General features: G+C 69.3%; 27 protein-coding genes. 4 read left to right on the top strand and 23 right to left on the bottom strand.

All coding sequences use genetic code 11. The features are described from left to right. Positions 1-202: 202 nt before the first annotated feature. The 14 genes from X946_RS17590 to X946_RS17655 all read right to left on the bottom strand — a co-directional run bounded on the left by X946_RS17590 (position 203) and on the right by X946_RS17655 (position 12207). A complete protein-coding gene (locus tag X946_RS17590) occupies positions 203-880 on the bottom strand; it encodes a response regulator (protein ID WP_038750011.1) in 678 nt (225 codons plus the stop codon). A 10-nt stretch (positions 881-890) separates the two neighbouring features. Beyond that, positions 891-2270, bottom strand: a complete 1380-nt coding sequence (locus X946_RS17595; RefSeq protein WP_038750014.1) for a sensor histidine kinase — start codon at positions 2268-2270, stop codon at positions 891-893. A gap of 76 nt (positions 2271-2346) precedes the next feature. After that, positions 2347-3195 carry an ABC transporter permease gene (locus X946_RS17600; RefSeq protein ID WP_038750017.1) on the bottom strand — a complete coding sequence of 283 codons (849 nt, stop codon included), beginning with the start codon at positions 3193-3195 and terminating at the stop codon, positions 2347-2349. Between the two features lie 27 nt (positions 3196-3222). Continuing rightward, a complete protein-coding gene (locus X946_RS17605) occupies positions 3223-4020 on the bottom strand; it encodes an ABC transporter ATP-binding protein (protein ID WP_038750019.1) in 798 nt (265 codons plus the stop codon). Positions 4021-4115: 95 nt separating this feature from the next. Beyond that, positions 4116-5129: an ABC transporter substrate-binding protein gene (locus tag X946_RS17610; RefSeq protein WP_038750022.1), complete on the bottom strand. Its 1014-nt coding sequence runs from the start codon at positions 5127-5129 to the stop codon at positions 4116-4118. A 425-nt stretch (positions 5130-5554) separates the two neighbouring features. Further along, positions 5555-6337: a flagellar biosynthetic protein FliR gene (gene fliR / locus X946_RS17615; protein ID WP_038750025.1), complete on the bottom strand. Its 783-nt coding sequence runs from the start codon at positions 6335-6337 to the stop codon at positions 5555-5557. 119 nt (positions 6338-6456) lie between these two features. Next, positions 6457-6729: a flagellar biosynthesis protein FliQ gene (fliQ, locus tag X946_RS17620; RefSeq protein ID WP_009901928.1), complete on the bottom strand. Its 273-nt coding sequence runs from the start codon at positions 6727-6729 to the stop codon at positions 6457-6459. A gap of 25 nt (positions 6730-6754) precedes the next feature. Next, entirely contained in the window at positions 6755-7516 is a 762-nt protein-coding gene (gene fliP / locus X946_RS17625; RefSeq protein WP_038750225.1) for a flagellar type III secretion system pore protein FliP, read from the bottom strand. A 70-nt stretch (positions 7517-7586) separates the two neighbouring features. Then, on the bottom strand, positions 7587-8258 hold the full coding sequence (fliO, locus tag X946_RS17630) for a flagellar biosynthetic protein FliO (RefSeq protein WP_038750028.1): 672 nt from the start codon (positions 8256-8258) through the stop codon (positions 7587-7589). Beyond that, on the bottom strand, positions 8255-8752 hold the full coding sequence (fliN, locus tag X946_RS17635) for a flagellar motor switch protein FliN (RefSeq protein ID WP_038750031.1): 498 nt from the start codon (positions 8750-8752) through the stop codon (positions 8255-8257). Before fliN ends, fliO begins: the two co-directional genes overlap by 4 nt. Then, positions 8745-9743: a flagellar motor switch protein FliM gene (gene fliM, locus X946_RS17640; RefSeq protein WP_038750033.1), complete on the bottom strand. Its 999-nt coding sequence runs from the start codon at positions 9741-9743 to the stop codon at positions 8745-8747. Before fliM ends, fliN begins: the two co-directional genes overlap by 8 nt. A gap of 22 nt (positions 9744-9765) precedes the next feature. After that, positions 9766-10266: a flagellar basal body-associated protein FliL gene (fliL, locus tag X946_RS17645; protein WP_038750036.1), complete on the bottom strand. Its 501-nt coding sequence runs from the start codon at positions 10264-10266 to the stop codon at positions 9766-9768. A gap of 691 nt (positions 10267-10957) precedes the next feature. After that, positions 10958-11680, bottom strand: coding sequence for an LrgB family protein (locus X946_RS17650; RefSeq protein WP_038750039.1), 723 nt, complete (start codon positions 11678-11680; stop codon positions 10958-10960). A 59-nt stretch (positions 11681-11739) separates the two neighbouring features. Continuing rightward, positions 11740-12207 carry a CidA/LrgA family protein gene (locus X946_RS17655; protein ID WP_038750041.1) on the bottom strand — a complete coding sequence of 156 codons (468 nt, stop codon included), beginning with the start codon at positions 12205-12207 and terminating at the stop codon, positions 11740-11742. Positions 12208-12347: 140 nt separating this feature from the next. Here X946_RS17655 and X946_RS17660 point away from each other — a divergent pair, with 140 nt between their 5' ends. Continuing rightward, positions 12348-13271: a LysR family transcriptional regulator gene (locus X946_RS17660; RefSeq protein WP_038750044.1), complete on the top strand. Its 924-nt coding sequence runs from the start codon at positions 12348-12350 to the stop codon at positions 13269-13271. Positions 13272-13476: 205 nt separating this feature from the next. Here the strand turns inward: X946_RS17660 and X946_RS17665 are convergent, their stop codons facing one another. Continuing rightward, a complete protein-coding gene (locus tag X946_RS17665) occupies positions 13477-15045 on the bottom strand; it encodes a DHA2 family efflux MFS transporter permease subunit (protein WP_081989725.1) in 1569 nt (522 codons plus the stop codon). A 147-nt stretch (positions 15046-15192) separates the two neighbouring features. Further along, a complete protein-coding gene (locus X946_RS17670; RefSeq protein ID WP_038750231.1) occupies positions 15193-15693 on the bottom strand; it encodes a MarR family winged helix-turn-helix transcriptional regulator in 501 nt (166 codons plus the stop codon). 198 nt (positions 15694-15891) lie between these two features. On the opposite strand from X946_RS17670, the gene X946_RS17675 reads away from it, so the two are divergent. The 3 genes from X946_RS17675 to X946_RS17685 all read left to right on the top strand — a co-directional run bounded on the left by X946_RS17675 (position 15892) and on the right by X946_RS17685 (position 18317). Beyond that, positions 15892-16173 (top strand): hypothetical protein, encoded by a 282-nt coding sequence (locus X946_RS17675; RefSeq protein ID WP_038750046.1) that lies wholly within the window; start codon positions 15892-15894, stop codon positions 16171-16173. Between the two features lie 206 nt (positions 16174-16379). After that, positions 16380-18041, top strand: coding sequence for an efflux transporter outer membrane subunit (locus tag X946_RS17680; protein ID WP_038750049.1), 1662 nt, complete (start codon positions 16380-16382; stop codon positions 18039-18041). A 72-nt stretch (positions 18042-18113) separates the two neighbouring features. Further along, entirely contained in the window at positions 18114-18317 is a 204-nt protein-coding gene (locus X946_RS17685) for a hypothetical protein (RefSeq protein ID WP_145986704.1), read from the top strand. 225 nt (positions 18318-18542) lie between these two features. Here X946_RS17685 and X946_RS17695 read toward each other — a convergent pair whose 3' ends face one another. The 7 genes from X946_RS17695 to X946_RS31540 all read right to left on the bottom strand — a co-directional run bounded on the left by X946_RS17695 (position 18543) and on the right by X946_RS31540 (position 24313). Then, positions 18543-19334, bottom strand: a complete 792-nt coding sequence (locus X946_RS17695; protein ID WP_038750057.1) for a type II secretion system protein N — start codon at positions 19332-19334, stop codon at positions 18543-18545. 41 nt (positions 19335-19375) lie between these two features. Next, positions 19376-19879: a type II secretion system protein GspM gene (gspM, locus tag X946_RS17700; protein WP_038750234.1), complete on the bottom strand. Its 504-nt coding sequence runs from the start codon at positions 19877-19879 to the stop codon at positions 19376-19378. Continuing rightward, positions 19876-21285 carry a type II secretion system protein GspL gene (gspL, locus tag X946_RS17705; protein ID WP_038750059.1) on the bottom strand — a complete coding sequence of 470 codons (1410 nt, stop codon included), beginning with the start codon at positions 21283-21285 and terminating at the stop codon, positions 19876-19878. Before gspL ends, gspM begins: the two co-directional genes overlap by 4 nt. A 24-nt stretch (positions 21286-21309) precedes the next feature. Further along, positions 21310-22413: a type II secretion system minor pseudopilin GspK gene (gene gspK / locus X946_RS17710; protein ID WP_081989754.1), complete on the bottom strand. Its 1104-nt coding sequence runs from the start codon at positions 22411-22413 to the stop codon at positions 21310-21312. 130 nt (positions 22414-22543) lie between these two features. Next, positions 22544-23260 (bottom strand): PulJ/GspJ family protein, encoded by a 717-nt coding sequence (locus X946_RS17715; protein WP_038750063.1) that lies wholly within the window; start codon positions 23258-23260, stop codon positions 22544-22546. Next, positions 23238-23654: a type II secretion system minor pseudopilin GspI gene (gene gspI, locus X946_RS17720; protein ID WP_414734371.1), complete on the bottom strand. Its 417-nt coding sequence runs from the start codon at positions 23652-23654 to the stop codon at positions 23238-23240. The genes X946_RS17715 and gspI overlap by 23 nt, the downstream gene beginning before the upstream one ends. Continuing rightward, positions 23651-24313, bottom strand: coding sequence for a GspH/FimT family pseudopilin (locus tag X946_RS31540; RefSeq protein ID WP_081989727.1), 663 nt, complete (start codon positions 24311-24313; stop codon positions 23651-23653). Before X946_RS31540 ends, gspI begins: the two co-directional genes overlap by 4 nt. Between the last annotated feature and the right edge of the window lie 4 nt (positions 24314-24317).

Raw genomic sequence — 24317 nt, forward strand, 5'->3', positions numbered from 1 at the left:
GCTTTCGCGCGCGGTGCGGATTGCTCGGGATAAATACGGGGTAGCGCGCATTTTTTCGGCCGCGTTCGGCCGACGTGAGCCGTCGCGGCCGGCGCGGGAAAACATCGGACGATTTGCGAAGCAGGACGAAACAAAGCCGCACGCGCATCGGATGCGCGCGCGGCATGCGAGCGATGCGCCGTGAGCGGCGCGGAGGCTTGCGTTACTCGGCCGCGTCCTTCGTTCTGAGAATGTAGCCGAGCCCGCGCAACGTGATGATCTGCGCGAGCGAACCCGACAAGTGCTTGCGCAGGCGATGGATGTAGATGTCGATCGCATCGGCGCTCGGTTCGTCGTCGAGGCCGTACACGCTATCCATCAGGCGCGCCTTCGATACCGTCTTGCCCTGCTGCAGCATCAGCGTCTCGAGGATCGCATGCTCGCGGCGGCGCAGCACGAGCGGCACGCCGTCGCACTGGAACTCGCGCGTGCCGAACAGATAGACGAGATCGCCGCACGCGAGCTGCGTCGCGCCGACGCCGCATTGCCGCCGGATCAACGCGCGGATGCGCGCGACGAGCTCGCGCGATTCGAACGGCTTCACGACGTAGTCGTCGGCGCCCGCGCTGAAGCAGTCGACCTTGTCGTCGACCGAGCCGTGCGCGGTCAGCATCAGCACGGGCACGTTGTCGCCGCGGCGGCGCAGCCGCGCGAGCAGCTCCTTGCCGCTCATGCCGGGCAGCCGCATGTCGAGCAGCAGCGCGTCGTAGCGCTGCGCTTTCAGCACCGTGTCCGCGCTCTCGCCGTCCGGCGCCGAATCAACGCCGAAGCCCTCGCCGCGCAGCAAATCGACGATCCAGTGCGCGAGTTCCGCGTTATCTTCCACGAGCAACAGTTTCATCGAGACTCTCTCAATTGCGATAGGCGGGCAGGCGCACCGTCATCCTGACGCCCCGATTGCCGGGGCCCGTCGCGAGCGTGACCGTGCCGCCGTGCGACTGCGCGATCTCTTCGACGATCGCGAGCCCGAGGCCCGTGCCTTCCTCGTCCTTCGCGACGCGGTAGAAGCGCTTGAACACGTGCGGCCGCGCTTCGGCCGGAATGCCGGGGCCGTCGTCGACGACTTCGAGCACGACCATGTCGCCGTCGCGCCGCGCGCTCACCGTCACGCGGCCGCCTTCGTGCGTGTAGCGCACCGCGTTGTCGACGAGATTCATCAGGAGAGCCGACAAAAGGCTTTCGCTGCCCGTAACCTGCAGATCGTCGTCGAGCTCCGCGCCGAGATCGATCCTGCGCCGCTCGGCGAGCACGATCTCCTCCTCGAGCACGCCGGACACCACGGCCGAGACGTCGACGCGCGCGGTGAGCCGCGCGGGCGACGCCGCTTCCGCGTGCGCGAGCAGCAGCAGCTTGTCGGTGACGTCCGCCATCCTGCGGCTGCTGCGCTGCATCGACGCGAGCAGCCCGGCAAGCGCCGCGTCGTCGCTCTCGCGCTGCCGCGCGCACTGGATCTGCGTGTCGATCACCGCGATCGGCGTGCGCAGCTGGTGCGCGGCGTCGGCGATGAAGCGCCGCTGCGTTGCCGCATGCAGGTTGAGCCGCGCGATGCATTGATTGATCGCGTCGACGATCGGCCGCAGCTCGAAATGCAGCCGCTCGGTGCGGATCGGCTCGAGCTCCATCGGCCCGCGGTCCGCGACGTCGTCCTTCAGCTTCATCAGCGGCCGCAGCTCGAACGTGAGGCCGAGGTAGACGAGCGCCATCGCGAGCGCGAGCATCAGTGCGAGCCGCCAGAGCTGCGGATGCCAGATCGCGGCGATCATCATCTCCCGAGACGCCTGCGTCTTGCCGACGACGACCGTCACCGTTTCCGTGTCGCCCGCGTTGTACAGCTCGCGCGTATACGCGACCGCGCGGATCGCGAGCCCGTTGAGCGTCGTGTCGAACGTCACGGGCTGCGCGCCGGACGCGGCGGGCGCGGGCGGATTGTCGAGATCGGGATTGCCGGCGAGCAGCCGCCCGCCGCCCGTGCGAACTTTGTAGTACACCTGATCCTGTGCGGGCGACTCGAACAGCTCGAGCGCGGCGGGCGGCACGTTCGCGACGAGCGCGCCGTTTTCCCAGTCGACGTCCTCGGCGATCGCGCGCGCGGATGCGACGAGCGCGCCGTCCTGCACGAGATCGGCCGTCTTGCGCGCGGTGTCGTACGACATCGCGCCCGCGATCGCGACGAACACGGCAAGCGGCAGCAGCAGCCACCAAAGCAACCGGCCGCGCAGGCTGTGCGACATGCCGTTATCCCCCCACACTCCAGCCCCAAAACGAAACGGCGCACCGAAGATGCGCCGTTTCGTTGATGCATCGTCTTCAGAACGCGGCGGGCCGCCACTTCAGGAGCCGCTTCTCGAGCCGGGTCAGCAGGAAGTCGGCAGCGAGCGCCACGACGGCGAGCACGATCATCGCGGCGAACACGCCGCTCGCGTTGAACGCGCCCTGTGCGGTCGAGATTAACAGGCCGATGCCTTGCTTGGAACCCAGAAATTCCCCGACTACCGCGCCGACGAGCGCGAAGCCGAAGCTCACGTGCAGGCTCGCGAGAATCCAGCTGAGCGCGGACGGAATCACGACGGACGTCGTGATCTGCCGGCGCGACGCGCCGAGGATCTGCGCATTCGCGATCAGGTAGCGGTCGGCCTCGCGCACGCCCTGAAACGCATTGCCGAACACGACGAAGAACACCATCACGACGGCGAGCGCGATCTTCGACGCCATCCCGAGGCCGAGCGCGATCACGAATATCGAGCCGAGCACGACGCGCGGAATCGAGTTCGCGATCTGAATGTAGAGCCCGAACACGTCGGCGAGCAGCTTGTTGCGGCCGAGCACGATTCCGCAGAAGATGCCCGCGACCGAGCCGATCAGGAACCCGGCGATCGTCTCCTCGAGCGTCACCCACACCTGCAGCAACAGCGGGCCCTGCGAGGTGCCGTTGACGAACCAGTCCTGGATCTGCGCGACGATCAGCGACGGCATCGAGAAGAAGAACGGATCGATCCACTTGAGCCGCGCGGCGATCTCCCAGCCGCCCAGCACGGCGACGAGCACCGCGATGCGCAGCCCGACGATCAGTTGCCGGCGCCGCCGCAATCGGCTCTGCGCGGCGCGCTCTTCGTCTTCGAGCGAGGTGGTGGTGCCAAGCGGCGTCGGAAGCGTCATGTCAGTCATGCTCCAGTCCTTTCCTGTTTATCCGATCTGCACTTCTTCGCGCAGGTCGTGCCAAATGTCCTTCGAGATTTCGATGAAGCGCTGCTCGTAGCGCACTTCCGACGTGACGCGCGGGCGCGGCAGGTCGATCTCGTACACGCGCTTGAGCGTGGCCGGGCGCGAGGTCAGCACGAACACGCGGTCCGCGAGCGCGATCGCCTCTTCGAGATCGTGCGTGACGAACACGACCGATCCCTTGTTCGCCGACCAGAGCTGCAGCAGCTCGTCCTGCATCAGCGTGCGCGTCTGCATGTCGAGCGCGGAGAACGGCTCGTCCATCAGCAGGATTTCGGGCTGGTTGATGAACGTCTGCGCGAGCGCGACGCGCTTTCTCATGCCGCCCGACAGCTGGTGCGGGTAATGCTTCGTGAATTTCGCGAGCCCGACGCGGCGAATCCATTCCTCCGCCTGCGCATACGCGGACTCCTTCGAGCGGCCTCGAAAGAGCGGGCCGGCCGCGACGTTGTCGATCACCGTGCGCCACGGGAACACCGCGTCGGCCTGGAACACGAAGCCGATTCGCGGATCGATGCCGTCGACGGGCTTGCCCATCACGTGCACCTCGCCCGACACGGGCTTGAGCAACCCCGTGATCAGGTTGAGCGTCGTCGATTTGCCGCAGCCCGTCGGGCCGACGATCGCGACGAACTCGCCGCGCGCGACCGACATCGTGAAGTCGTGCAGCGCGACGGTCGCACGGCCGTCCGGCGAGATGAAGCGGCACGACACGTTGCGAAACTCGATCGCGGGTGCATTGGCCGAAACATGTTGATTCATCGCTAGAAGTCCTGCATCGGAACCGGCGCCGTCCCTGCGGCGCCGGCGGCCCTCGTGAGCCTGGTTCAAAACTGGCCGCGCGTCGTTCGCGGCGCTTACTTCGCGTTCACGAAATCGTTCGTATATGTCTTCGACAGATCGATGTGCTTGCCCTTCACCGACGGATTGAACGCGGACAGCACCTTCAGCACCGTCGCCGGGCCGTCGCCGGGCATCTTGCCGTCGAGCGTATACATCGGCAGCGACGCCTTCAGCGCGCTCACGTAGAGCGCCTTGTCCTTCTGGTAGTCGGCGGGCATCTTCGCGGCGATCTCTTCCGCGCTGTGCGTGTGGATGAACTGCATCGTGCGCGCGAACGCGTGCGCGAGCTTCGTCGCCTGCTCCTTGTGCGTGTCGGCCCAGGCGGACTGCACGTACAGGCTCGCCGCCGGGTACGTGCCGCCGAGCGCGGCGCGCGTGCCGTCGAGCGTGCGCAAATCGACGAGCACCTTCGCGTCGCCGTTCTTCTCGAGCACCGACACGGTCGGCTCGGTCGTCATCCCCGCGTCGATGCGGCCTTGCTTGACGGCCGCGATGAAGCTCGCGTCGGCGCCGACGGGCAACATCGTGTACTGGTTCGCGGCGACGCCGTGCTGCTGCGCGAGGTACTGCGTGAGGAAGCTCGTCGACGAGCCGAGGCCCGTCACGCCGAGCGTCTTGCCCTTCACGTCGGCCATCGATTTGATCGTGCCCGCCGCCTTCGTCGACACCATCTCGACCTCGCCCGGCACCTGGCCGAGCACGGCGATCGCCTTCACGTCCTTGCCCTTGCTCTGCAGGTCGATCGTGTGATCGTAGAAGCCGACCACGCCCTGCACCGCGCCCGCGAGCAGCTCGTTCTCGGCGTCGACGCCGGCCGGCTGCGACTGCAGATCGACGTCGAGCCCCTCGGCCTTGAAGTAGCCGAGCTCCTGCGTGAGGCGCGCGGGCAGGTAGATGAGCTTCGTGATGCCGCCCACCATGATCGTGATCTTGCCGCCGTCGTCGGCGAAGGCGGATTGCGAAGCGAAGCCGAAGGACAGGCCGGCCGCGATCGCGGCCACGCTGAGCGCGCGAAGAGTGGTGCGCATCGGGAGTCTCCAATGTTGTCTGTATGAAGCGATGCTTGCTGCATCGTCGGGACGAGTATAGGGAGATGAAACCTTCCGCAACCTTTCGCGGGCGTCGCTTTCTTTTAGGGGTTTTCCAGCAACGCCGCCGCCTCGCGGCTAGGGCCTGGCCTGTTCACGCTAATAGCGGGAACAGGCCCCAGGCGGGAAATGGCGCACGGGTGGTCGAACGCTCAGGCGCGATCGCGGTCGCCCAAGGCTCACGCGAAAACAAGGAAAGAAGCGAAGCCGGCATCGAAACGGCAGCCGGCCGCTGGCGGCCCGCAATCGCCGCTCGACAACCGCCTGCGGTCGATCCGGCCGCATCGAGCGCCTTCGCGTTCGTCCGCGGCGACGCTTTCACCGGCGCGCCGCCGGCCCGCACGCGGGCGCCATCCGCGCACCGCTCAATGCAGCCCCGCCGCGACGCGCCCGACGAGGTCGACGCCCGTGTCGAACAAGCGCCCGACGAACGGAATCAGGTTCGGCGCCATCAGCTGCACGAGCAGCAGGCCGACGAGCATCGTCACCGGAAAGCCGACCTGGAAGATCCCGATCTGCGGCGCCGCGCGGTTCAGGATGCCGAGCGCGAGGTTCGCGATCAGGAGCGCCGCGACCACGGGCAGCGCGAGCAAAAGCCCCATTTCGAAGATCGCCGCGCCGAACGCGACGAGCGTCTGCCAGCCGGCCGCGCGCAGCAAGTCGGCCGAGATCGGCACGAGCCGGAACGAATCGACGAGCGCGGCGAACACCTGCAGATGCCCGTCGAACGCGAGAAACGCGAGCACCGCGACCGCATTCAGGAAGCGCCCCATCACGGGCGTCGCGCCGCTCGAGTGCGGATCGAAGAACGTCGCGAACCCGAGCCCCATCGACAGGCCGATGATGTCGCCCGCCGCCTCGATCGCGGCGAACACGATCTGCATCGTGAAGCCGAGCGCCGCGCCGATCAGGAACTGATTGACGATGATCCACACGCCCTGCGCGGAAAACACGGTGGCGACGGGCATCGGCGGCAGCGTCGGCGCGACGACGAGCGCCATGAAGCCCGCGAGCCCGATCTTCACGCGCACCGGCGTCGCGCGGTGGCCCGTCACGGGCGCGGTCGCGACGAGCGCGAGCATCCGCACGAACGGCCACAGGAAGGCCGTGAGCCAGCCGTTCAGTTGCGCGTAGGTGACGGAGAACATCGGTCGACGGTAAAAAGGGGCGAGCGGAAAAAAACCGATGAATCGGACGGATCGGTCGAATCAGAAGAATCGGACGCGGCGAACGAACCGAACCGGACGACACGCTCGGGCGGGCGGCGTCAGCCCGCGCCGAGCGTCGCGACGCGCAGCAGGATCTCGCGCAGGTAATCGAGCATCGTCGACAGCATCCACGGCCCGGCGATCACCATCGTCGCCGCGACCGCGAGCAGCTTCGGAATGAACGACAGCGTCGCCTCGTTGATCTGCGTCGCGGCCTGGAACAGGCTGACGACGAGGCCGACCGCGAGCGCGACGAGCAGAAGAGGCGCGGCGAGCAGCAGGCCGATGTACATCGCCTGATGCGCGAGCGTCATCACGTTTTCGGGGGTCATCTCGATTCTCCTCGGTCGACCGAGCCTAGGTGAAGCTCTGCGCGAGCGATCCGATCAGCAGCTGCCAGCCGTCGACGAGCACGAACAGCATCAGCTTGAACGGCAGCGACACCGTCGCGGGCGACACCATCATCATCCCCATCGACATCAGCACGCTCGCGACGACCATGTCGATGATGAGGAACGGGATGAAGATCGTGAAGCCGATCTGGAAGCCCGTCTTCAGCTCGCTCGTGACGAACGCGGGCACGAGGAGCGACAGCGGCACGTCCTCCGGCCCCCGCATCGGCGCGGCCTTCGAGATCTTCGCGAACAGCGCGAGATCGGTCTCGCGCGTCTGCTTCAGCATGAACGCCTTGAAGGGCGCGGTGCCGCGCTGCACCGCCTGGTCCATTTGCAGCGTGCCTTCGGAGAACGGCTTGTACGCGTCGGCGTAAGCGCGGTCGAGCACGGGCGACATCACGAACAGCGTGAGGAACAGCGCGAGGCCGACGAGCACCTGGTTCGGCGGCGTGGACGCGGTGCCGATTGCCTGCCGCAGCAGCGACAGCACGATGATGATCCGCGTGAAGCTCGTCATCATCAGCAGCATCGCCGGCAGGAACGACAGCATCGTGAGCAGCAGCATCGTCTGCACGCTCAGCGAGTAGGTCGTGCCGCCGTTCGGGCCCGGGGCCGAGTTGAACGCCGGCAGGCCAGCCGCCTGCGCGCACGCGAGCGCGGGCGCGAGGCCGATGGCGAGCGCGGGCAGCCAGCGCACGGCGCCGCGCGGGCACGTGGTCTTCATCGAATGACTGTCGGAATGGGCGCGCGCGGCGGATTGCGCGGGCGGCGCGACGAAGCGAAGGCGCGGCATCTCAGCGATCCTTGCCGCCGTCGCGCTTGAAGCGCTTCGCGGCTTCGCCGAGCATCGCGTCGCGAAAGCGCGCGCCGAAGGAAGCGCCCTCGGGATACTGGCCGAGCGCGACGGAGCGGGCCGCGCCGTCCGGCGCGCCGGGCGCACGGGGCAGGCCGTCGCCCGCGGGCATGCCGACGGGCGCGCCGACCACGCCCGCCGAGCCGGCGGGCAGCGCATGCAGCAGGCGCACGTTGCCGGGCGCGACGCCGAGCACGAGCCAGGTGTCGCCGATCTCGACGACGGTCGCGCTTTCCTTGCCGCCGACGGCAACGCTCGCGACCACCTTGAGCGCGCCGCCGCGGCGCGACGGCTGGAAGCCGAAGCGCCGCGCGAGCCACGCGCAGCCGAACACGAGGCCGATCACCACCGCGAGCCCGACGAACGTCTGCAGCACCGCGCCGACGCCGAGCGACGGCGCGGCCGAGCCGACGACGACGCCCGACGCGAGCGAAGCCGCGTGATTCACCGCGTTCATGTCGGCGGCCGATGCGGGCAGCGCCGCCGCGCCGATCGAAAACGCGGCGAAACCGGCGAGCGCGCGCCGCACGCCGCGCGGCGCCGCCGCGAACGCTCGCGCGGCGCGCACGGCCGGCCGGCGCGGCGAAACGAGCGGCGCGATGCGCGATTTCATCGGTTCAGCTTCCGGATGCGCTCGGACGGCGTGATGATGTCGGTGAGCCGGATGCCGAACTTGTCGTTGACGACGACCACTTCGCCCTGCGCGATCAGGCAGCCGTTGACGAGCACGTCCATCGGCTCGCCGGCGAGCCCGTCGAGCTCGACGACCGAGCCCTGCGCGAGCTGCAGCAGGTTGCGGATCGCGATCTTCGTGCGCCCGAGCTCGACCGTCATCTTGACCGGGATGTCGAGAATCAGGTCGATGTCGTTGTGCGTCGAGCTCGCCGCGGCCTTCGACAGCGGCCGGAACACGCCGGCCCCCGTCGCGCCCGCCTCGATCGGCTGCTGGTTCTGCTCCGCGAGCGCGGCCGCCCAGTCGTCCAGCGCGGCCTCTTCCCGCTGCGCGTCGGCGGCCGGCTTGCCGGACACGGCCACGCTCATCGCGGCATCCGCGAACGCCTGTTCGTCGATGCCTTCGGCCTCGGGGGTCGAATTCAACTCAGTCATATCCACCTTCCTTCATCGTGTCGCTTGCGCTGATCATCTTCTGCACGCGCAACGCGTACTGGCCATTGAAAATGCCGTACCCGCACTCGATCACCGGCACGCCGTCGACCTTCGCGGTGATCGTGTCCGCGATGTCGAGCGGCAGCACGTCGCCCGCGCGCAGGTTGAGAATCTTCTCGAACGTCGTCGGGACCTCGGCGAGATCCGCGACCAGCTCCACTTCCGCCGACTGCACCTGCTGCGACAGCACGCGCACCCAGCGGCGGTCGACCTCGAGCGCCTCGCCCTGGATCGGCGAGGAAAGCACGTCGCGAATCGGCTCGATCATCGAGTAAGGCATGCAGATGTGCAGCGTGCCGCCCGTCGGCCCGAACTCGATCGAGAATTGCGTGACGATCACGATCTCGTTCGGTGTCGCGACATTCGCGAACTGCGTGTGCATCTCCGAGCGCACGAACTCGAACTGCAGCGGCCGCACGCTCTTCCACGAGGTCGCATAGTGCTCGAACACGAGATTGAGCAGCTTGCCGATGATCCGCTGCTCGGTCGCCGTGAAGTCGCGGCCCTCGACGCGCGTGTGAAAGCGCCCGTCGCCGCCGAACAGGTTGTCGACGACGAAGAACACGAGGTTCGGATCGAACACGAACAGCGACGTGCCGCGCAGCGGCTTCACGTGCACGAGGTTCAGATTGGTCGGAATCGGCAGGTTGCGGGTGAACTCGCTGTACTTCTGCACCTTCACCTGGCTCACGGAGATCTCCGCCGTGCGCCGCATGAAGTTGAAGATGCCGATGCGCAACAGGCGCGCGAAGCGGTCGTTGATGATCTCGAGGCCGGGCATCCGGCCGCGGACGATCCGCTCCTGCGTCGCGATGTTGTACGGGCGAATGCCGGACGCTTCGGTCGGTTCGTCGGCCGAGTCGTCTTCACCCGTGACGCCCTTGAGGAGTGCATCGACCTCCTCTTGGGACATGAATTCTTCGTGGCCCATGCGCGCTCCTTCGCCGGCGGCGTTATTGGACGACGAACTCGGTGAACAGCACGTCGTCGATGCGCGCGCTGCGGTTGCCCGGCTGAGTCGGCTGCTCGATCAGCGTCTTCAGTTCGTCGGCGAGCGCGCGCTTGCCTTCGAGCGTCGCGAGCTGCTCGGGATGCTTGTTCGACAGCGCGAGCAGGATGCGGCTGCGCAGCTCCGGCATGTGCTGGGTCAGGTATTCCTGCGCCTTCGAGTCGGTCAGCTTCAGCGACAGGCCGACGCGCAGGTAGTGCTGGATGCCGTCGTCCGACTGCAGGTTCACGGTGAGCGGATCGAGCGCGAAGAACACGGGCACGGCGAGCGGCGGGGGCGCGCTCGGCGCCGAGCCGCGCACGCCTTCCTTCAGCAGCACGAAGTACGTGCCGCCCGCGGCGGCGGCGGCGGCGACGAGCCCGAGCAGCAGGAAAAGGACGAGACGCTTGAGCTTGCCGGACGAGGCCGGTTTGTCGACGGTCGGGTTTGCGGTCGTGGTAGCCATGGCGTGCTTGCGAGAAGACTCTAAGTAGCCTGCATTGTTCGGCATCCGGCTCGCGCGCGATGGGCGGAATAGAGGGGGGAATTGCGGCTATCTCAGGCGTTTGTTCGTCGGCCGGCCCGGCGCGGCGGGGCGCGATCGGGCCGAAAGGGCGCGGCGGGCGGGGGTGGCGTGGACGACGAAAGCCGCTGCCGGACCGGGCTGCGCGGGCGAGAAAAAGAAAAAACGAGCCGATGCGGCCGGGGCGCACAGGCCGAACCAGCCCGGCCGGCCAAAGCTGCGGCGCGGACGGCGCGGATGCGCGAGAGCCCCGATTGGGCCGAACGAGCGGGCGGGCGGGGCGAAAAATTCCGACGAAACGGACTTGGCCGGCCGAGGCAACCGCGTAAATGACACGGACGAACGCAAGCCCGCGCCGGCGAGCCGTGCGAAAGAACTCGCCGATGCGCGGGGAAAGGGCGCGAGCAGGCCGCGGCCGGCCGCGTCGCGGGTCTCCGGCAGACGCCAGCGCGGAAAAGTGCAGGAAAGCGGTATCCGAAGCGCGGCACCGACGAGGAGAACGAGCCGGCCCGACGTCCGTCGGGCAGCGATCCGCTTTCGCCAACCGCCATTTGCCGATCGCCAATCGCCGATCAGCGGCGCTGAATCGCCGAACCGCCGATCGCGCGCCGCACCACCGCACCGGCCCGGCGCGTCAGATCGGCAGCAGCGTCAGCAGCGGCGCGATCAGTACCATCGCGACGCCCGCGATCATCATCGTGAGGCTCGACACGACGCCTTCCTCACTGCCGATCTCGCGCGCCTTCGCGGTGCCCACCGCATGCGCGGCCGCGCCGAACAGCGCGCCGCGCGCGAGCCGCGAGCGCAGCGGGACGAGCGCGAGCACGAACTCGCCGACGAGCATCCCGCAGATCCCGGTCGCGATCACGAAAAGCGCGGTCAGGTCGCGCGGCGCGTGGATCTTGTCGGACACGGCGAGCGCGAACGGCGTCGATACCGAGCGCGTGACGAGGCTGCGCTGCAGCTCGGGCGACAGGTGCAGCAGCTTCGACAGCAGCAGCGATCCGCAGATCGCGACCGCGATCCCCACGACGACGCCCACCGACAGCGAGAACCAGTGGCGCTTCATCAGCGCGCGGTATTCGTAAATCGGCACGGCGAACGCGATCGTCGCCGGGCCGAGCAGCCACATCAGCCAGCGCGTGTCGTGAAAATAGACCGCGTACGGAATGCCCGTCAGCGCGACGAACGCGACGAGCACGGCCGGCACGAGCACGAGCGGCGAGAAAAACAGCGTCTTGCGGTGCGCGTAGAGCCGCTTCGACGCGAAATAGAGCGCGATCGTCAGCGCGAAGCAGCCGGCGGAAATCGCGGTGCTCGCGGGCGCGGCGAGGAACGAGGGGTCGGGCGTCGTCATGATGCTGTCGATGGAACCGGTGCCAGAAGAGGAGGGCGTGAAACGGCCGAGCGGCGGCGTCAGGCCCGTGCGCGGCGGCGGCCGGCGCGCACGCGCATCACCGCGATGCGTCGCTCGAAACCCGCAGCGAAGTCGACGGCGATCGCGACCGAGAACATCACGAAGGCGGTGCCCGCGACGACGACAAGCGCGAGCCGCCAGCCGTCCGCCCTGAAGAGCCCGCCGTACTGAACCGCCGCGACGGTCGCCGGAATGAAGAAGAGCAGCATGTCGGACAGCAGCCAGTTCGCGCCGTCCTTCACCCAGCCGGGCGCGACTCGGCCGGACAGCAGCAGCGCGAGCAGCACCGCGAGGCCGACCACGCCGGACGGCACCGGCACGCCGAGCGCGCACACCGCCCAGTCGACCGCCGCCCACAGCGCGCCGAGCGCGGCCGTCTGCAGCACGATGCGCGCCGCGCGGCCGCCGTGCGCGGGCGGCGCGGCCGGCCGGGTTGCGGCCGTCGCCGCCGTCGAGATTCGGGTCATGAGATGCCTCGCGAAATGCCTTGCTTTACAGAATGGAGGCAGTATAGGATTCACGCGTTCATAAATAAAATGACTTGGTTCTATAAAAATCATTCCGTTTAGGAATCTTCACCGATTCGCTCACTGAACAGGAGGCGCCGATGGAGCTGCGCGCGTTGCGTTATTTCGTCGAGGTCGTCAGGCAGCAGAGCTTCACCGCCGCGGCCGAGCAGATGCACGTCACGCAACCGACGATCAGCAAGATGGTGAAGTCCCTCGAAGACGAAATCGGCTCGCCGCTCCTGCTGCGCGACGGCCGCCAGATGGTGCTGACGGACGCCGGCCGGATCGTCTACCAGCGCGGCCAGGACGTGCTCGCCGCGCAGGCGCAGCTGCAGGCCGAGCTGAACGATCTCGGCACGCTCGGGCGCGGCGAGCTGACGATCGGCATTCCGCCGCTCGGCGGCTCGCTGTTCACGCAGGCGATCGCCGCGTTCAAGCAGCGCTACCCGAAAATCGAGCTGAAACTGTTCGAGCAGGGCGCGCGGATGATCGAAGAGGCGCTCGTCGCGGGCGAGCTGGAGCTGGGCGGGGTGCTCGAGCCTGTCGATCCGGCCGTATTCGACGTGCTGCCGATGATGCGCGCGCCGCTGTGGCTAGTCGCGCCGCACGGCTCGCGCTGGGACGCCGCCGAAACCGTGCCGCTCGCCGACCTCGCCGACGAGCCGTTCGTGTTCTACGCGGAAAGCCTCGCGTTGCACGACGCGGTGCTCGACGCGTGCCGGAAAGTCGGCTTCGCGCCGCAGATCGTGAGCCGCAGCGGCCACTGGGATTTCATGGCGGCGCTCGTGCACGCGGGCGTCGGCATCGCGCTGCTGCCGCAGCCTTATTGCCGGCGGCTCGACACCGCGCAGTTCACGTGCCGGCCGATCGTCGAGCCGGAGATCACGTGGGCGGTCGCGATCGGCTGGCTCAAGAAGGGTTATCTGTCGCACGCGGCGCGCGCGTGGCTCGACGTCGCGCGCGAGACGGGCCCCGTGGCCGCGGGCGACGACCTCGCGTTCGGCAGCCTGCGCGCGCGTTAAGCGCGGCGCCCCGGCGAACGGGGCGCTCGCTCGCGGCGGCGATCCGGCCTGCCCGGACTATTCACCATCCGGACCATCGAGCCTATCGCATCGCGCGGCCCCGGTCGTCAAGCCGCCGCCTCCGGCGCGCAGCGGCGCATGGGCTCGCGCCGTCGCACACGAACCGCCCGCGATGCGCTGCGCATGACGCGCCGGCCGCCGCCGCTCAATGCCCCATCGCGGGCCCGGCCCCCTTCTTCGGCTTCGTCACCCACACGAGCGCCGCGAGCGCGACGAACGCGAGCGCCGAAATGTGGAAGAAGTCGTTGGTCGCCATCATGAAGCCCTGCTGCGTGACGATCTGGTTGATCTGCGCGGCCGATACGTCGCCCGTGATGCCGAGCTGCGCGAGCGCGCCCTGGTAATCGAGCGTGTTCTGCGCGTAGACGTTCACCGATTCCGCGAGGCGCGCGTGGTGATAAATCGCGTCGTTTTCCCAGAACGTCGAGCTGACCGCGGTGCCGATCGCGCCCGACAGCGTGCGCAGGAAGTTCGACAGCCCCGACGCGCTCGCGAGCCGCTCGTCGGAGACGCTGGAGAGCGTGATCGTCGTCATCGGCACGAAGAAGCACGCGACGCCGATCCCCTGCACGAGCCGCGGCAGGATCACGTGATTGAACGGCACGTCGAGCGTAAACGTCGAATTCCAGATCGACACGACGGCGAACACGACGAACGCGAAGCTCGCGACCATCCGCAGATCGAGCCGGTGCATGTTGCGGCCGATCAACGGCGACAACACGAGCGCGAGGAAGCCGACGGGCGCGGTCGCGAGGCCGGCCAGGCCCGCCGTGTAGCCCATCACGGTCTGCAGCCACAGCGGAAAGATCACGACCGAGCCGAAGAACGCCATGAAGCCGAACGAGATGATCATCGCGCCGAGCGCGAAGTTGCGGTCCTTGAAGAGCGACAGATCGACGACGGGCTCCTTCTCCGTCGATTCCCAGACGAGCATGAACGCGAGCGACACGACGGCGATCAGCGCGAGCGCGGTGATGAACGTCGAATTGAACCAGTCGCGGTCCTTGCCGAGGTCGAGCATCATCTGCAGGCACGACACGCCGATCACGAGGAGCGCGAGCCCGATCGCGTCGATCCGCTGCTTCGTCGTCTTCGTCTCGCGGCCGCGCAGCAGGAAGAATGCGCACACGGCGGAGAACACGCCGATCGGCAGGTTGATGTAGAAGATCCACGGCCACGTGTAGTTGTCGGTGATCCAGCCGCCCATCACCGGGCCGAAGATCGGCGCGACGATCACCGTCATCGCCCATAGGCCGAGCGCGAGCCCGCGCTTCGCGGGCGGATAGCTGCGCATCAGGATCGTCTGCGACAGCGGCACCATCGGGCCGGACACGAGGCCCTGCAACAGCCGGAACGCGATCAGCGATTCGAAATTCTCGGCGAGGCCGCAAAGCGCGGACGCGATCGTGAACGCGAGCACCGACAGCGTGAAGAGCCGCACCTCGCCCACCCGCCGCGCGAGCCAGCCGGTCAGCGGCACCGCGATCGCGGACGCGACCGAATACGACGAGATCACCCAGGTGCCTTCGCTCGTCGCGACGCCGAGGCTGCCGGAAATCGTCGGCACCGCGACGTTCGCGATCGACGTGTCGAGCACCTCCATGAACGTGCCGAGCGCGAGCCCGACCGTCAGCAGCGCGAGCACGCCCCCCGACAGCGGCGCCGGTTCGGCGGAAGGGGAAGCGGAAGGGGAAGCGGGGGCCGTCACAGCCATGCATGTCTCCTACGGGGCGACCGTTGCCCCGACATCCTTTTGTTCGTCGACATCGACTGACAGTAAGTGACTTGTCAGCTTCTGCCCAGACAGATAAATGTGCGGCGGACGGGCCGCAATCCGGTGCTCATCCAAGGTCGTTCCCGGTCAGCCGTCGTTCGGCAGCGATTCGACGATCGCCGCGCACGCGGTATCGGCCGCGCCCGGCGAATTCGCGATGAAGCGCCGCAGCAGGTCGGTCAGGAGCGCGAGCTCGTCGGCCGAAAAACCCTCGAGCTGCGCGTTCAGCTCGGTCGCGATCAGGCCGGGCAGCACCTTCGCCGCGTGCGCGCCGCGCTCGGTCAGCGCGAGCTCGATCACCCGGCGGTCCGATTCGCTGCGCGCGCGCACGACGAAGCCCTTCTTCTCGAGCCGGTCGAGCATTCGCGTCATCGAGCCGCTGTCGTACGACATCTTGCGCGACAGCTCGAACGGCGTGCGCGCGAAGCCGCGCGCGAGCAGCAGGATCACGCCGATCTGCTGCGCGGTCAGGTCGAGCGGGCCGAGCGCGCGGTCCAGCCGCTCGACGAGCGCCTGCCGCGCCTTCGTCAGGTAGTAGCCGAGGCTCGATTCGAGCTCGATGTGCTCGGGGTCGTAAAGGCTGCTCATCGTCGGGCTGTCCGGTCGGTTGCACGAGCCGCAACAGTGCATTCCAGGAAAAACGCCGCCAGTATCTTGAATATTTATTGCATAGTCAATATTATTTCAGTCAATGAGTTACGCGCTTAATGCGCCGCCAGAGACAATGTTCTGACCGCTTTGCCCACGCAGCCGCATCCGTTCGGCGTGCGTCCCGAGGATTTCCCCATGCCGTTGCTGAAAACCGCCGCCGGCGCGCTGCGCCGCAACCTGTCCGACACCGCCCGCCACACGCTTTCCGGCCCGCATCGCGGCTGGAAGATCGCGCTGTACGCCGTGCTGCTGATCGTACCGGGCGGCTCGCTCGCGGCGCTCGGGTTCGCGTGGCTCGATCAGCGGCGGCAACGCGCGGCGCGCGCCGGCGGCGGCCGGGCCGCGTCGGCTCAGGAAACTTCGGCGCCGCAGCTATGCCTCGCCGCCCCGCATGGCGATCCCGTCCGCTGCCCGTGAAACGCGGCCGCCGCGCCGCATCGGTGCGTAACGCGCGGTAAACAGCCGCCCCGCGCCGGTAACACATCCGGCCCCGTCCGCGCTTTAACCTAACGTCTGCGCATTCCCGCATCCGTCAGTTACCATTTCGGCCACGCCGTCGGCGTTTCGGCCGCATCGCCCGCTCGCCCGGTCCACCGGCGGCCGCCTCGACAGGAATCCAGAACATGTCGCAAGTCCCACACCCGCGCGCGCCACGCGCGCTGAGCGCCGCCGTCGCCGTTGCGGCCGCCGCGCTGCTCGCCGGCTGCGCGGTCGGGCCCGACTATCACCGTCCCGACGCGGCGATTCCCGCCGCGTACAAGGAAGCGCCACCCGGCTGGAAGGCCGCGCAGCCGGCCGACCGCGCGGACCGCGGCCCATGGTGGGCGATCTACGACGATCCGCAGCTCAACGCGCTGATCGACAAGCTCAATGCGTCGAACCAGACCGTCGCGCAATACGCGGCCGCGTACCGGCAGGCGCGCGCGCTCGTCGCCGAGGCGCGCGCGTCGTACTTCCCGACGCTCGGCCTCACCGCGAGCGAATCGCGCGCGTCGAGCGCGTTGTCCTCGGGCAGCACGGCATCGCGCAGCACGGCGCGCACGATCGGCAACACGTACAACGTCGGCCTCGACGCGTCATGGGAGCCGGACCTGTGGGGCAAGGTAAGCCGCACGGTGGGCGCGCAGAAGGCCGGCGAGGCGGCGGCGGCGGCCGATCTCGCGAACGCGCGGCTGTCCGCGCAGGCGACGCTCGCGCAGACCTACTTCCAGCTGCACGCCGCCGACGCGACGCAAAAGCTGCTCGACGACACCGTCGCGTCGTACCAGAAATCGCTGCAACTCACGCAAAACCAGTACGCGCAGGGCGTCGCCGCGCGCTCGGACGTGATCCAGGCGCAAACGCAGCTGCAATCGGCGCAGGCTTCCGCGATCGACAACGGGATCGCGCGCGCGCAGTACGAGCACGCGATCGCGACGCTCGTCGGCGAGCCGGCGTCGACGTTCTCGCTGCCGCCGATGCCGCTCACGGCCGAGCCGCCCTCGATGCCGATCGACGTGCCGTCGGCGATCCTCGAGCGGCGGCCTGACGTCGCCGCCGCCGAGCGGCGCGCGGCCGCCGCGAACGAGCAGATCGGCGTCGCGATCGCCGCGTTCTTCCCGACGCTCACGCTGTCGGCGTCGGGCGGCTTCCAGAGCTCGGTGTGGTCGCAGCTCTTCACGCTGCCGGCGCGCTTCTGGTCGGTCGGCCCGCAGCTCGCCGCGACGCTGTTCGACGCGGGCCTGCGCGCCGCGCAGACCGAAGCCGCGCGCGCGACCTACGATCAGGACGTCGCCTCGTACCGGGCCGCGGTGCTGTCCGCGTTCCAGGACGTCGAGGACAACCTCGCGTCGCAGCGGATACTCGAGCAGGAAATCGTCGTGCAGCGGCAGGCGGTCGAGTCCGCGCAGCACGCGCTCGACATCACGCTCAATCAGTACAAGGCGGGCACGGTCGCCTACCTGAACGTGCTGACCGCGCAGACGACCGCGTTCAGCGCGCAGCAGAAGCTCTCGACGATTTCCGGGCAGCGGATGGTGTCGTCGGTCGGGCTCGTGAAGGCGCTGGGCGGAGGCTGGGACGTCGCGCAGATCGCGCGCGAGACGGGCGGCGTGCAGGCGCCCGCGCCGGTGCCGGCTTCCGCGCCGGCCGCAGCGGCGGCGCCGGCGGCTCAGACCGCTCAGGTGACTCAGGTGACTCAGGCGGCTGCGGCGCCCGCGGCGACGGCCCGGTCGACGGCAGCGGTTGCGACGGACGCCGCCGACGCGCCCGTCGTCCGGGCGACGACGACGGCTGCGCAGCAATAATCCGGATGGCGGCTGCGGGCGAGCGCATCGTCCGCTCGCCGGCATGATCGTGCCCGGTGCTCCGTGCCCCGTGTGGTGGAAGACCGGGCGGAGCAGCGGGCGGAAAACGGCTATCGGCGGCGCAACGATCGCCTCTGCGAGCCGTCGAACGTCCGCTGCAAGCTCGATGGCATGACGCCGATGAAGATAAGGATGCCGCCCGGCGATGCCGGCGGGCAGCGCCACGGTCCGGTCGTGTCGATTGCCGGTGGCAAAAACGGCACGAAACCGGAATGAGCCGGTTCAGATCAGACGATCGACGGCCGTCTCTTCACGGCCGCGCTCGCCTCGCGACGAAGCCGCGAAGCTTCGAAACCGCACATGCCGGGCCGCCGCGCGAACGGCCCACGGCCCGATCTCGGCCAACGCCGCCGTTCGCGTCGCCGCCTCGCCGGTGCTTGCGGCGTCCCCAAGCGCGCCCCGGCGCAACGCCGCGCGGCCGAACACGCGGCGCGCTTTGCGTCAGCGCGCCGCGTCGCCGTAGATCAACGACACCGCACCGCCGCCGATCGGATGGCCGAGCAGGTTCAGAAGCCCCGCAAGGTTGTCGCGCTGCTCCGGCGCGGCGCTCGCGGTGCCGCGAAACGACGTGCCCGTCGCGCCGAAATTCCCTTGCCCCGACAGCATCAGCGGCCCCTTCGACGTCGACAGATCGAGCGTCGAGTTCACGCCGCGCGCCTCGAGCACCGCCCGGTACGAGCCGAGCGGCTTCACGCGCGACACGCGCGAGCTCATGTCCGCGATCGTCACGGTCAACTGGCCGAACGCATCCTTGCCGAAGAGCCGCCAGTCGGTCCAGTCGATCCGCATGTCGCCCTGCAGGTCGAGCGTGTTGAACGGCGCGCCGAGGCCCGCGAGCAGCGACGCCGGCACCGCCATCGAACCCGCCGACAGCATCGCGCCGCGCAGCGTCGCGTCGAGCGTGACGCCGTCGGGCATCGCGTCGGTCTGGCGCAGCCGCATCCGCACGCGCCCGGTGAAGAGCGGCCAGAACTGCGTGCGCCATTCCACGCGGCCGGGCAACAGCGTCGACGCGCTGCGGTCCGCGCCGGGCGCGAGCAGGAGCGTCGCCGAGCCGCGCCAGAGCGAGCCCTCCGGATCGACGAGATTGACGTGGCCGCCTGTCGCGCGCGCGAATTTCGGCGTGACCCACGACGCGGGCAGCAGCGCGACGAGCGTGACGAAAATCGCCGCGCCGCCGACGGCGCCCCACGGCACGAAGCGCCGGATGCGCATCGGCCAGGTCATCGGCATCCGGATTCCCCGTGGTCCGCTAAATCGAACATCGATGTCGCTCACTTGACCGACGCCGGCTGCAGCACGGCCGTCAGGTCAACTTGGCCGTCCTCCTTCAGCGCGCTCACGTGCGCTTCGACGACCTGCGCCTTGAACTGGCGGCGCACGTCGTCGAGCCACTGCGTCCACGCGGGGAACGACGCGTTCTTCAACTGGATCTGCACGCCGCCGCCGACCACCTGCGGCGGCGCGGCGGCAAGCCCGTGGTCGGACAGCGACGCGGCGAGCGCGTCCTTGAGCGCGACGCCAGTGGGCGCGACGCCCTGCGCGGCGGCCGCGAGCGAGCGCGCCTCGTTCGCCTGCGCGGTCATCTCCGCGAGCTCGTGGCGCATCGTCGGCAACTGGCGCTGGATCTGCGCCCGGCCTTCCTGCGCGGGCGACCACAGCACCGAATACGCGATCGCGATCGCGAGCACCGCGCCGCCCCAGCCGAGCAGCAGCTTCTCGCGCACGGTGCGGGCCTCCCAGAACTGGGTCAGCGCTTCGTTCAACTCCTCTTTCATGACCGGCTCCGAATGGTCCACTTGCCCGTGCTGCTGTCGATCTCGCCCGCGAGGCCGTTGCGCGCGAGGCGCTGCGCGAAGTCGGGGTCGACCTTGGTCCCGGGCTTGAAGCCGACGTCGAGCCGGCGATCGTGATAGTCGAGCGACGCGATGCCGTTCGGCGGCAGCGGCCCGAGCGAGCGTGCGAGGCCGCTCGCGAGCGACAGGAAATCGTTCGGCGACAGTTCGCCCGCCGCGATCCGCAGCCGGTCGAGCTGGCGCGCCATCTGCGCGGCGGGATCGAGCACCGTCGTCGTCTTCGGGAACGCCGACAGCAGCGTCTCGGTGATCTGCGCGGACAGCGCGTCACGTTCGCGCGCGAGCTTCCACCAGTGCGCATTCGCGCCGATCACCGCGACGACGAGCGTCGCCGCCGCGAGCGCGAGCGGCACGCGCACGCGCATGAACGTCGCGCGGTCGAAACGCCATGGCGCGAATTCGAATTCGAACTGGCAAAGGTCGAAGCGGGCGTCGAGCGCGCGGCGCACGAGCGCGTCGAACGGCCAGATCGCGGCGCCCGGCAGCAGGCGCTTGTCGTCGAGCGGCCGCACCGATGCGAGCTGCGGCTCGGCGCCCGGCTCGCCGAGCTCGTAGAGCTCGAGCGGCGTGCCGTTCGCGAGCGCCTCGAGCGTCAGCGCCGCGGTCGACACCGGCGCGGCGAAGCCCTCGCCGAGCGCGCCGCGTGCGAGCGCGAGCTCGACGCGCGGCGCGGCGGCCGTCTCCGGCAGCAACACCGCCGATTCCTCGGCGAGCGACGGCGCACTCGCCGTCACGGCGAGGCCGAGCGCAACCGCGACGATCGGCTCGGCGGGCTTCGCGGCGTCCGCCGGCGCGCCGGCGGACGCTTGATGCCCCGCCTCGCGCCCCGCTTGCAGTTCGTGCGCGACCTCGGCTTCGGCGTCGACCTCGGCCGCTTCGTGCCGCGTCGGCAGCGGCAGGCAGCGCGTGACGGGCACCGCGCGCAGATGGCGGTGCCCCGCCGCGGTGAACGCTTCGGCGATGAACTTGAACCACGCGCGATCGATCACCGCGAGCACACGGCGCCCGCCGTCGAGCGCCGCCGGGTCGACCGCGATGTGGCAACCCTGCGGGTCCTGGATCAGCTGATCCTCGATGATATTCGGCAGCGCCTGCTTGAGCCTCGGCCCCTTCAGGGGCGGCACCGCCTGCTCGAGCATCAGCAGGTCGCGCGCGGCGACGACGAGCACCGTCGTCGCCGCCTGCGGCAGCAGCGCGAGCGTCGCGCGGCCCGCACGCTGCGTGTGGCCGCTCTTGTCGACGAGCGCGAACGGCAGCTCGGGCCATTGCCATTCCTGCAACGGCACGGCCGGCTCGCGCGGCGGCAATAGGACAATCAACGTGCTCAAGAGCTCCTCTCCCGAATGGCGTTGTTATAGCTGATCGCGAATGCGTACGATCCGCGTCGAGTGCGTGGTCGGATCACGATACACGAGCGACGTGCGATCGACGACTGCCCGGTCGTGCTCGATCCGGCCATGCACGATGAAATAGCTGGACGTGACGTCGATCTGGCTCGAATCGAGGCTCACGTTCGGCGCGCCGGAGCCGCGCAACGCGAGCGTCACGTCGCCGACGTTGCGGAAAAACACGGTCTCGCGGCGCGACACGAGCGCCTGCGCGGACGACACCGACATCCCCGGCACGAGCGCCGCGATCACTTCGGCGGGCGCGGTGTTCAGGTTGACGGGCGTGACCGTCGGCAGCACGGTGACGAACGGGCGCAACCGCTCGACCATTTCCGGCGTGAAGCCTTCGACGTCGAGCAGCGAATCGACGCTCGTCATCATGAGCGGCGCGGGCCCGCGGCCTTCGCCGCCCGCGATGCCCGGCTCGTCGGTGAAGTTGCCGCCGCCTTCGGTGCCGCCGTCCGGCAGCGGCACGGGCACGCCGCTCGCGGCGCCCGGCAGCTGGGCCACCTGGAAGCGCGTCGCCGATTGCTTGAGCCCCGCGCGCACGTGCCGCGCGACGATCTTCGCGAGCTGCTGGTCGAGCCCGAGCGTCGCGAGCAGGCGCTGGAACGTCTGCACCTGCGCCGCGTTCAATTGCAGCGCGCCGGGCGCGGGCGACGACACGAGATTGCGCAGGTTGAACTTCGCCTGCGCGTCCTCGATCGAGCCCGACAGATAGGTGTCCGAGCCGTCGGCCGCGTCGGTCACGCCCACCCGGCCGAGGAATTCCGACAGCTTCGTTTTCGCGATCGGCACCGCCCAGATCCCGCCGAGATAGGTGATGCCGGGCGCCGTATCGCCTTCGGAGCGCAGCACCATCCGCGTCCAGTCGAGCGCGCCGCGCGCGACCCACTGCGCCTGCGCGAGCAGCCGCTGGTTCTCGATCCGGCGCACCTGCACCTGCTGGCGCCACAACATCCCGGATACGAGGATCGCCGACAGCGCGACGACGAGGAGCGCGTTGATGATCGCGACGCCGCGCTCGCGGTTCGGGCCCGTGCGCAGCGAACGCCGGGGCCCGCACATGCGCGCGCCGGCGCCGCCGTGCGGCACGCTCGGCAAACGCGCCGATGCCGGATGCGCCGGGCTTGACGCGCTCGATGCGCGCGAGCGGCGAAGCGAAGCGAGACGAACGAGGAGGGCGGATGCGCGCATGTCACTCCCCGACCAGGAAGATGCGCGTGACCGGCACGCGCAGCGAAGTCGCGCCGATGCTGATCTCGAGCCCCGTCACCGCGCGCGGCGGCGGCGCGTTGCCGAGCATCGGCACCTTGAGCGCGTTGTTGTTCTGCTCGAGCGCGTTGTCGGCGTCGGGCATGCTGGTCGTCCAGCCGACCTTCGGCACGTAGACGCGCGCGTTGATCATGCCGACGCCGCGCATCAGCGGCACCGCGCTCCAGCCTTCGGTATCGCCGCCGCGAATCGCGTCGCGCAGCGCATTGACGTCGCCGATCGGCGGCGACGCGTAGCGCACGACGCGGCCGTTCGAGATCCGGTAGCGCACGACCTGCAGGCGCGGTGCCGCTCCCGGCGCATCGAATTCGCGCACGATCTGCAGCGTGTCGCCCGCGACGCGCACCGCGGGCTCGCCCGCTTCGTCGTCGGTCGCGGCGCGCCGCGCGTCGATGCGCATCTGGTCGAACATCTGCGCGAACACGCGCTCGTCCTCCACCGCGGCCGCCACCTTCTCGCGGCCGCGGATGATCTGGTCGAGCCCGCGCCACGACAGGATCGCGATCACCGCGAGGATCGTGATCGCGATCATCATCTCGATCAGCGTGAAACCGCGCGCGCCGCGTCGGGACACGCGGCCCGCCTGCCGGGCGTGCTTCGGCCGGCGCGCGCGGCGTTCAGAGCGAGCGGCTGGTTTCATTCGCGACCACCGTAACCATCTGGGCGAGCACGCCGGCGCGGCCGTTCATCGACACCGAGATCGCAACGCGCCGGAACACGGGGTTCGGCGTCGAGCTCACGCGCTGCGTGCAGGTGAGCGCGACGTTGCCCTGCGAGCAGTCGAACGTCTGCGTGCCGATCTCGGGCCACGCGTGCGCGAGGCGCAGTTGCGCGAGCGCGTTGTCCGCGCTCCAGCCGGCGAGCAGCCGCGCGTGGAGATCGGATGCGCCCGTCGCCATCGAGCCGACCGCGCGGATCGACGCCGCGAGCGCGACCGCGATGATCGCGAGCGCGACGAGCACCTCGATCATCGTGAAGCCGCGCGAGCGCGAGCGGAAACGCCGGCGGGAAAGGGCATGGGCGTGCATCGTCAACGCACCTCGTAGCGGCCGTTGCCGGTGCCGACGATCGTCGCGCTGCCGACCGCCGAATAAAGCGTGACGCGCACCGGCACGTCGATGCTTTCGGTGCCGAACACGACGGCGTCGATATGCGTGTCCGAGCCGGGATAGTCGATTGCGGCGCCCGTCACGCCGCCGTCCCAGTCGCGCGCGCGCAGCACGTCGTCGCGCAGCGGACGCCAGCCGTCGCCCGTACGGACGTCGAAGCGAAAGCCGTGATCGGTCGCGCGCCACGCGATCGGACGCGCGCGCACCTGCGCCTCGTCGCCCGCCGTCTCGAACAATAGCGCGACGCGCTGCGCTTCCTCGCGCAGGTCGGTGCGCGGATTGCGCCTGAGCGTCAGCGACGCGACCGACACCAGAATGCCCGCGATCACGAGCACCACGAGCATTTCGAGCAGCGTGAAGCCGCGCGCGCGGCGCGCGAAGGAAGCCTCGTCGGGGCGGCCGAAGCGCGTTCCCTCGGCGCGACCGCGGGAAAGCGCCGCGGGCCGCCCGCAAGCGGCTCCCGCCGAACGACCGAGGCCATCCTCTACGGACGGCCCGAATGCGGCCCCTGCTGCGCAACGGCGGGAAGCCCCCGCGCGACGCCGCGTGCCGAAAGCGAAAGACGAACCGAGTCGTGCGTACATCGAA

This window comes from Burkholderia sp. ABCPW 111, from assembly GCF_000773065.1.
Lineage (GTDB): Bacteria > Pseudomonadota > Gammaproteobacteria > Burkholderiales > Burkholderiaceae > Burkholderia > Burkholderia savannae.

What these genes read in the sequence shown, in the direction of transcription:
- X946_RS17590 (WP_038750011.1), bottom strand. Translation starts at nt 880, where the DNA reads ATGAAACTGTTGCTCGTGGAAGATAACGCGGAACTCGCGCACTGGATC.
- X946_RS17595 (WP_038750014.1), bottom strand. Translation starts at nt 2,270, where the DNA reads ATGTCGCACAGCCTGCGCGGCCGGTTGCTTTGGTGGCTGCTGCTGCCG.
- X946_RS17600 (WP_038750017.1), bottom strand. Translation starts at nt 3,195, where the DNA reads ATGACGCTTCCGACGCCGCTTGGCACCACCACCTCGCTCGAAGACGAA.
- X946_RS17605 (WP_038750019.1), bottom strand. Translation starts at nt 4,020, where the DNA reads ATGAATCAACATGTTTCGGCCAATGCACCCGCGATCGAGTTTCGCAAC.
- X946_RS17610 (WP_038750022.1), bottom strand. Translation starts at nt 5,129, where the DNA reads ATGCGCACCACTCTTCGCGCGCTCAGCGTGGCCGCGATCGCGGCCGGC.
- fliR (WP_038750025.1), bottom strand. Translation starts at nt 6,337, where the DNA reads ATGTTCTCCGTCACCTACGCGCAACTGAACGGCTGGCTCACGGCCTTC.
- fliQ (WP_009901928.1), bottom strand. Translation starts at nt 6,729, where the DNA reads ATGACCCCCGAAAACGTGATGACGCTCGCGCATCAGGCGATGTACATC.
- fliP (WP_038750225.1), bottom strand. Translation starts at nt 7,516, where the DNA reads ATGAAGACCACGTGCCCGCGCGGCGCCGTGCGCTGGCTGCCCGCGCTC.
- fliO (WP_038750028.1), bottom strand. Translation starts at nt 8,258, where the DNA reads ATGAAATCGCGCATCGCGCCGCTCGTTTCGCCGCGCCGGCCGGCCGTG.
- fliN (WP_038750031.1), bottom strand. Translation starts at nt 8,752, where the DNA reads ATGACTGAGTTGAATTCGACCCCCGAGGCCGAAGGCATCGACGAACAG.
- fliM (WP_038750033.1), bottom strand. Translation starts at nt 9,743, where the DNA reads ATGGGCCACGAAGAATTCATGTCCCAAGAGGAGGTCGATGCACTCCTC.
- fliL (WP_038750036.1), bottom strand. Translation starts at nt 10,266, where the DNA reads ATGGCTACCACGACCGCAAACCCGACCGTCGACAAACCGGCCTCGTCC.
- X946_RS17650 (WP_038750039.1), bottom strand. Translation starts at nt 11,680, where the DNA reads ATGACGACGCCCGACCCCTCGTTCCTCGCCGCGCCCGCGAGCACCGCG.
- X946_RS17655 (WP_038750041.1), bottom strand. Translation starts at nt 12,207, where the DNA reads ATGACCCGAATCTCGACGGCGGCGACGGCCGCAACCCGGCCGGCCGCG.
- X946_RS17660 (WP_038750044.1), top strand. Translation starts at nt 12,348, where the DNA reads ATGGAGCTGCGCGCGTTGCGTTATTTCGTCGAGGTCGTCAGGCAGCAG.
- X946_RS17665 (WP_081989725.1), bottom strand. Translation starts at nt 15,045, where the DNA reads ATGGCTGTGACGGCCCCCGCTTCCCCTTCCGCTTCCCCTTCCGCCGAA.
- X946_RS17670 (WP_038750231.1), bottom strand. Translation starts at nt 15,693, where the DNA reads ATGAGCAGCCTTTACGACCCCGAGCACATCGAGCTCGAATCGAGCCTC.
- X946_RS17675 (WP_038750046.1), top strand. Translation starts at nt 15,892, where the DNA reads ATGCCGTTGCTGAAAACCGCCGCCGGCGCGCTGCGCCGCAACCTGTCC.
- X946_RS17680 (WP_038750049.1), top strand. Translation starts at nt 16,380, where the DNA reads ATGTCGCAAGTCCCACACCCGCGCGCGCCACGCGCGCTGAGCGCCGCC.
- X946_RS17695 (WP_038750057.1), bottom strand. Translation starts at nt 19,334, where the DNA reads ATGCCGATGACCTGGCCGATGCGCATCCGGCGCTTCGTGCCGTGGGGC.
- gspM (WP_038750234.1), bottom strand. Translation starts at nt 19,879, where the DNA reads ATGAAAGAGGAGTTGAACGAAGCGCTGACCCAGTTCTGGGAGGCCCGC.
- gspK (WP_081989754.1), bottom strand. Translation starts at nt 22,413, where the DNA reads ATGTGCGGGCCCCGGCGTTCGCTGCGCACGGGCCCGAACCGCGAGCGC.
- X946_RS17715 (WP_038750063.1), bottom strand. Translation starts at nt 23,260, where the DNA reads ATGAAACCAGCCGCTCGCTCTGAACGCCGCGCGCGCCGGCCGAAGCAC.
- X946_RS31540 (WP_081989727.1), bottom strand. Translation starts at nt 24,313, where the DNA reads ATGTACGCACGACTCGGTTCGTCTTTCGCTTTCGGCACGCGGCGTCGC.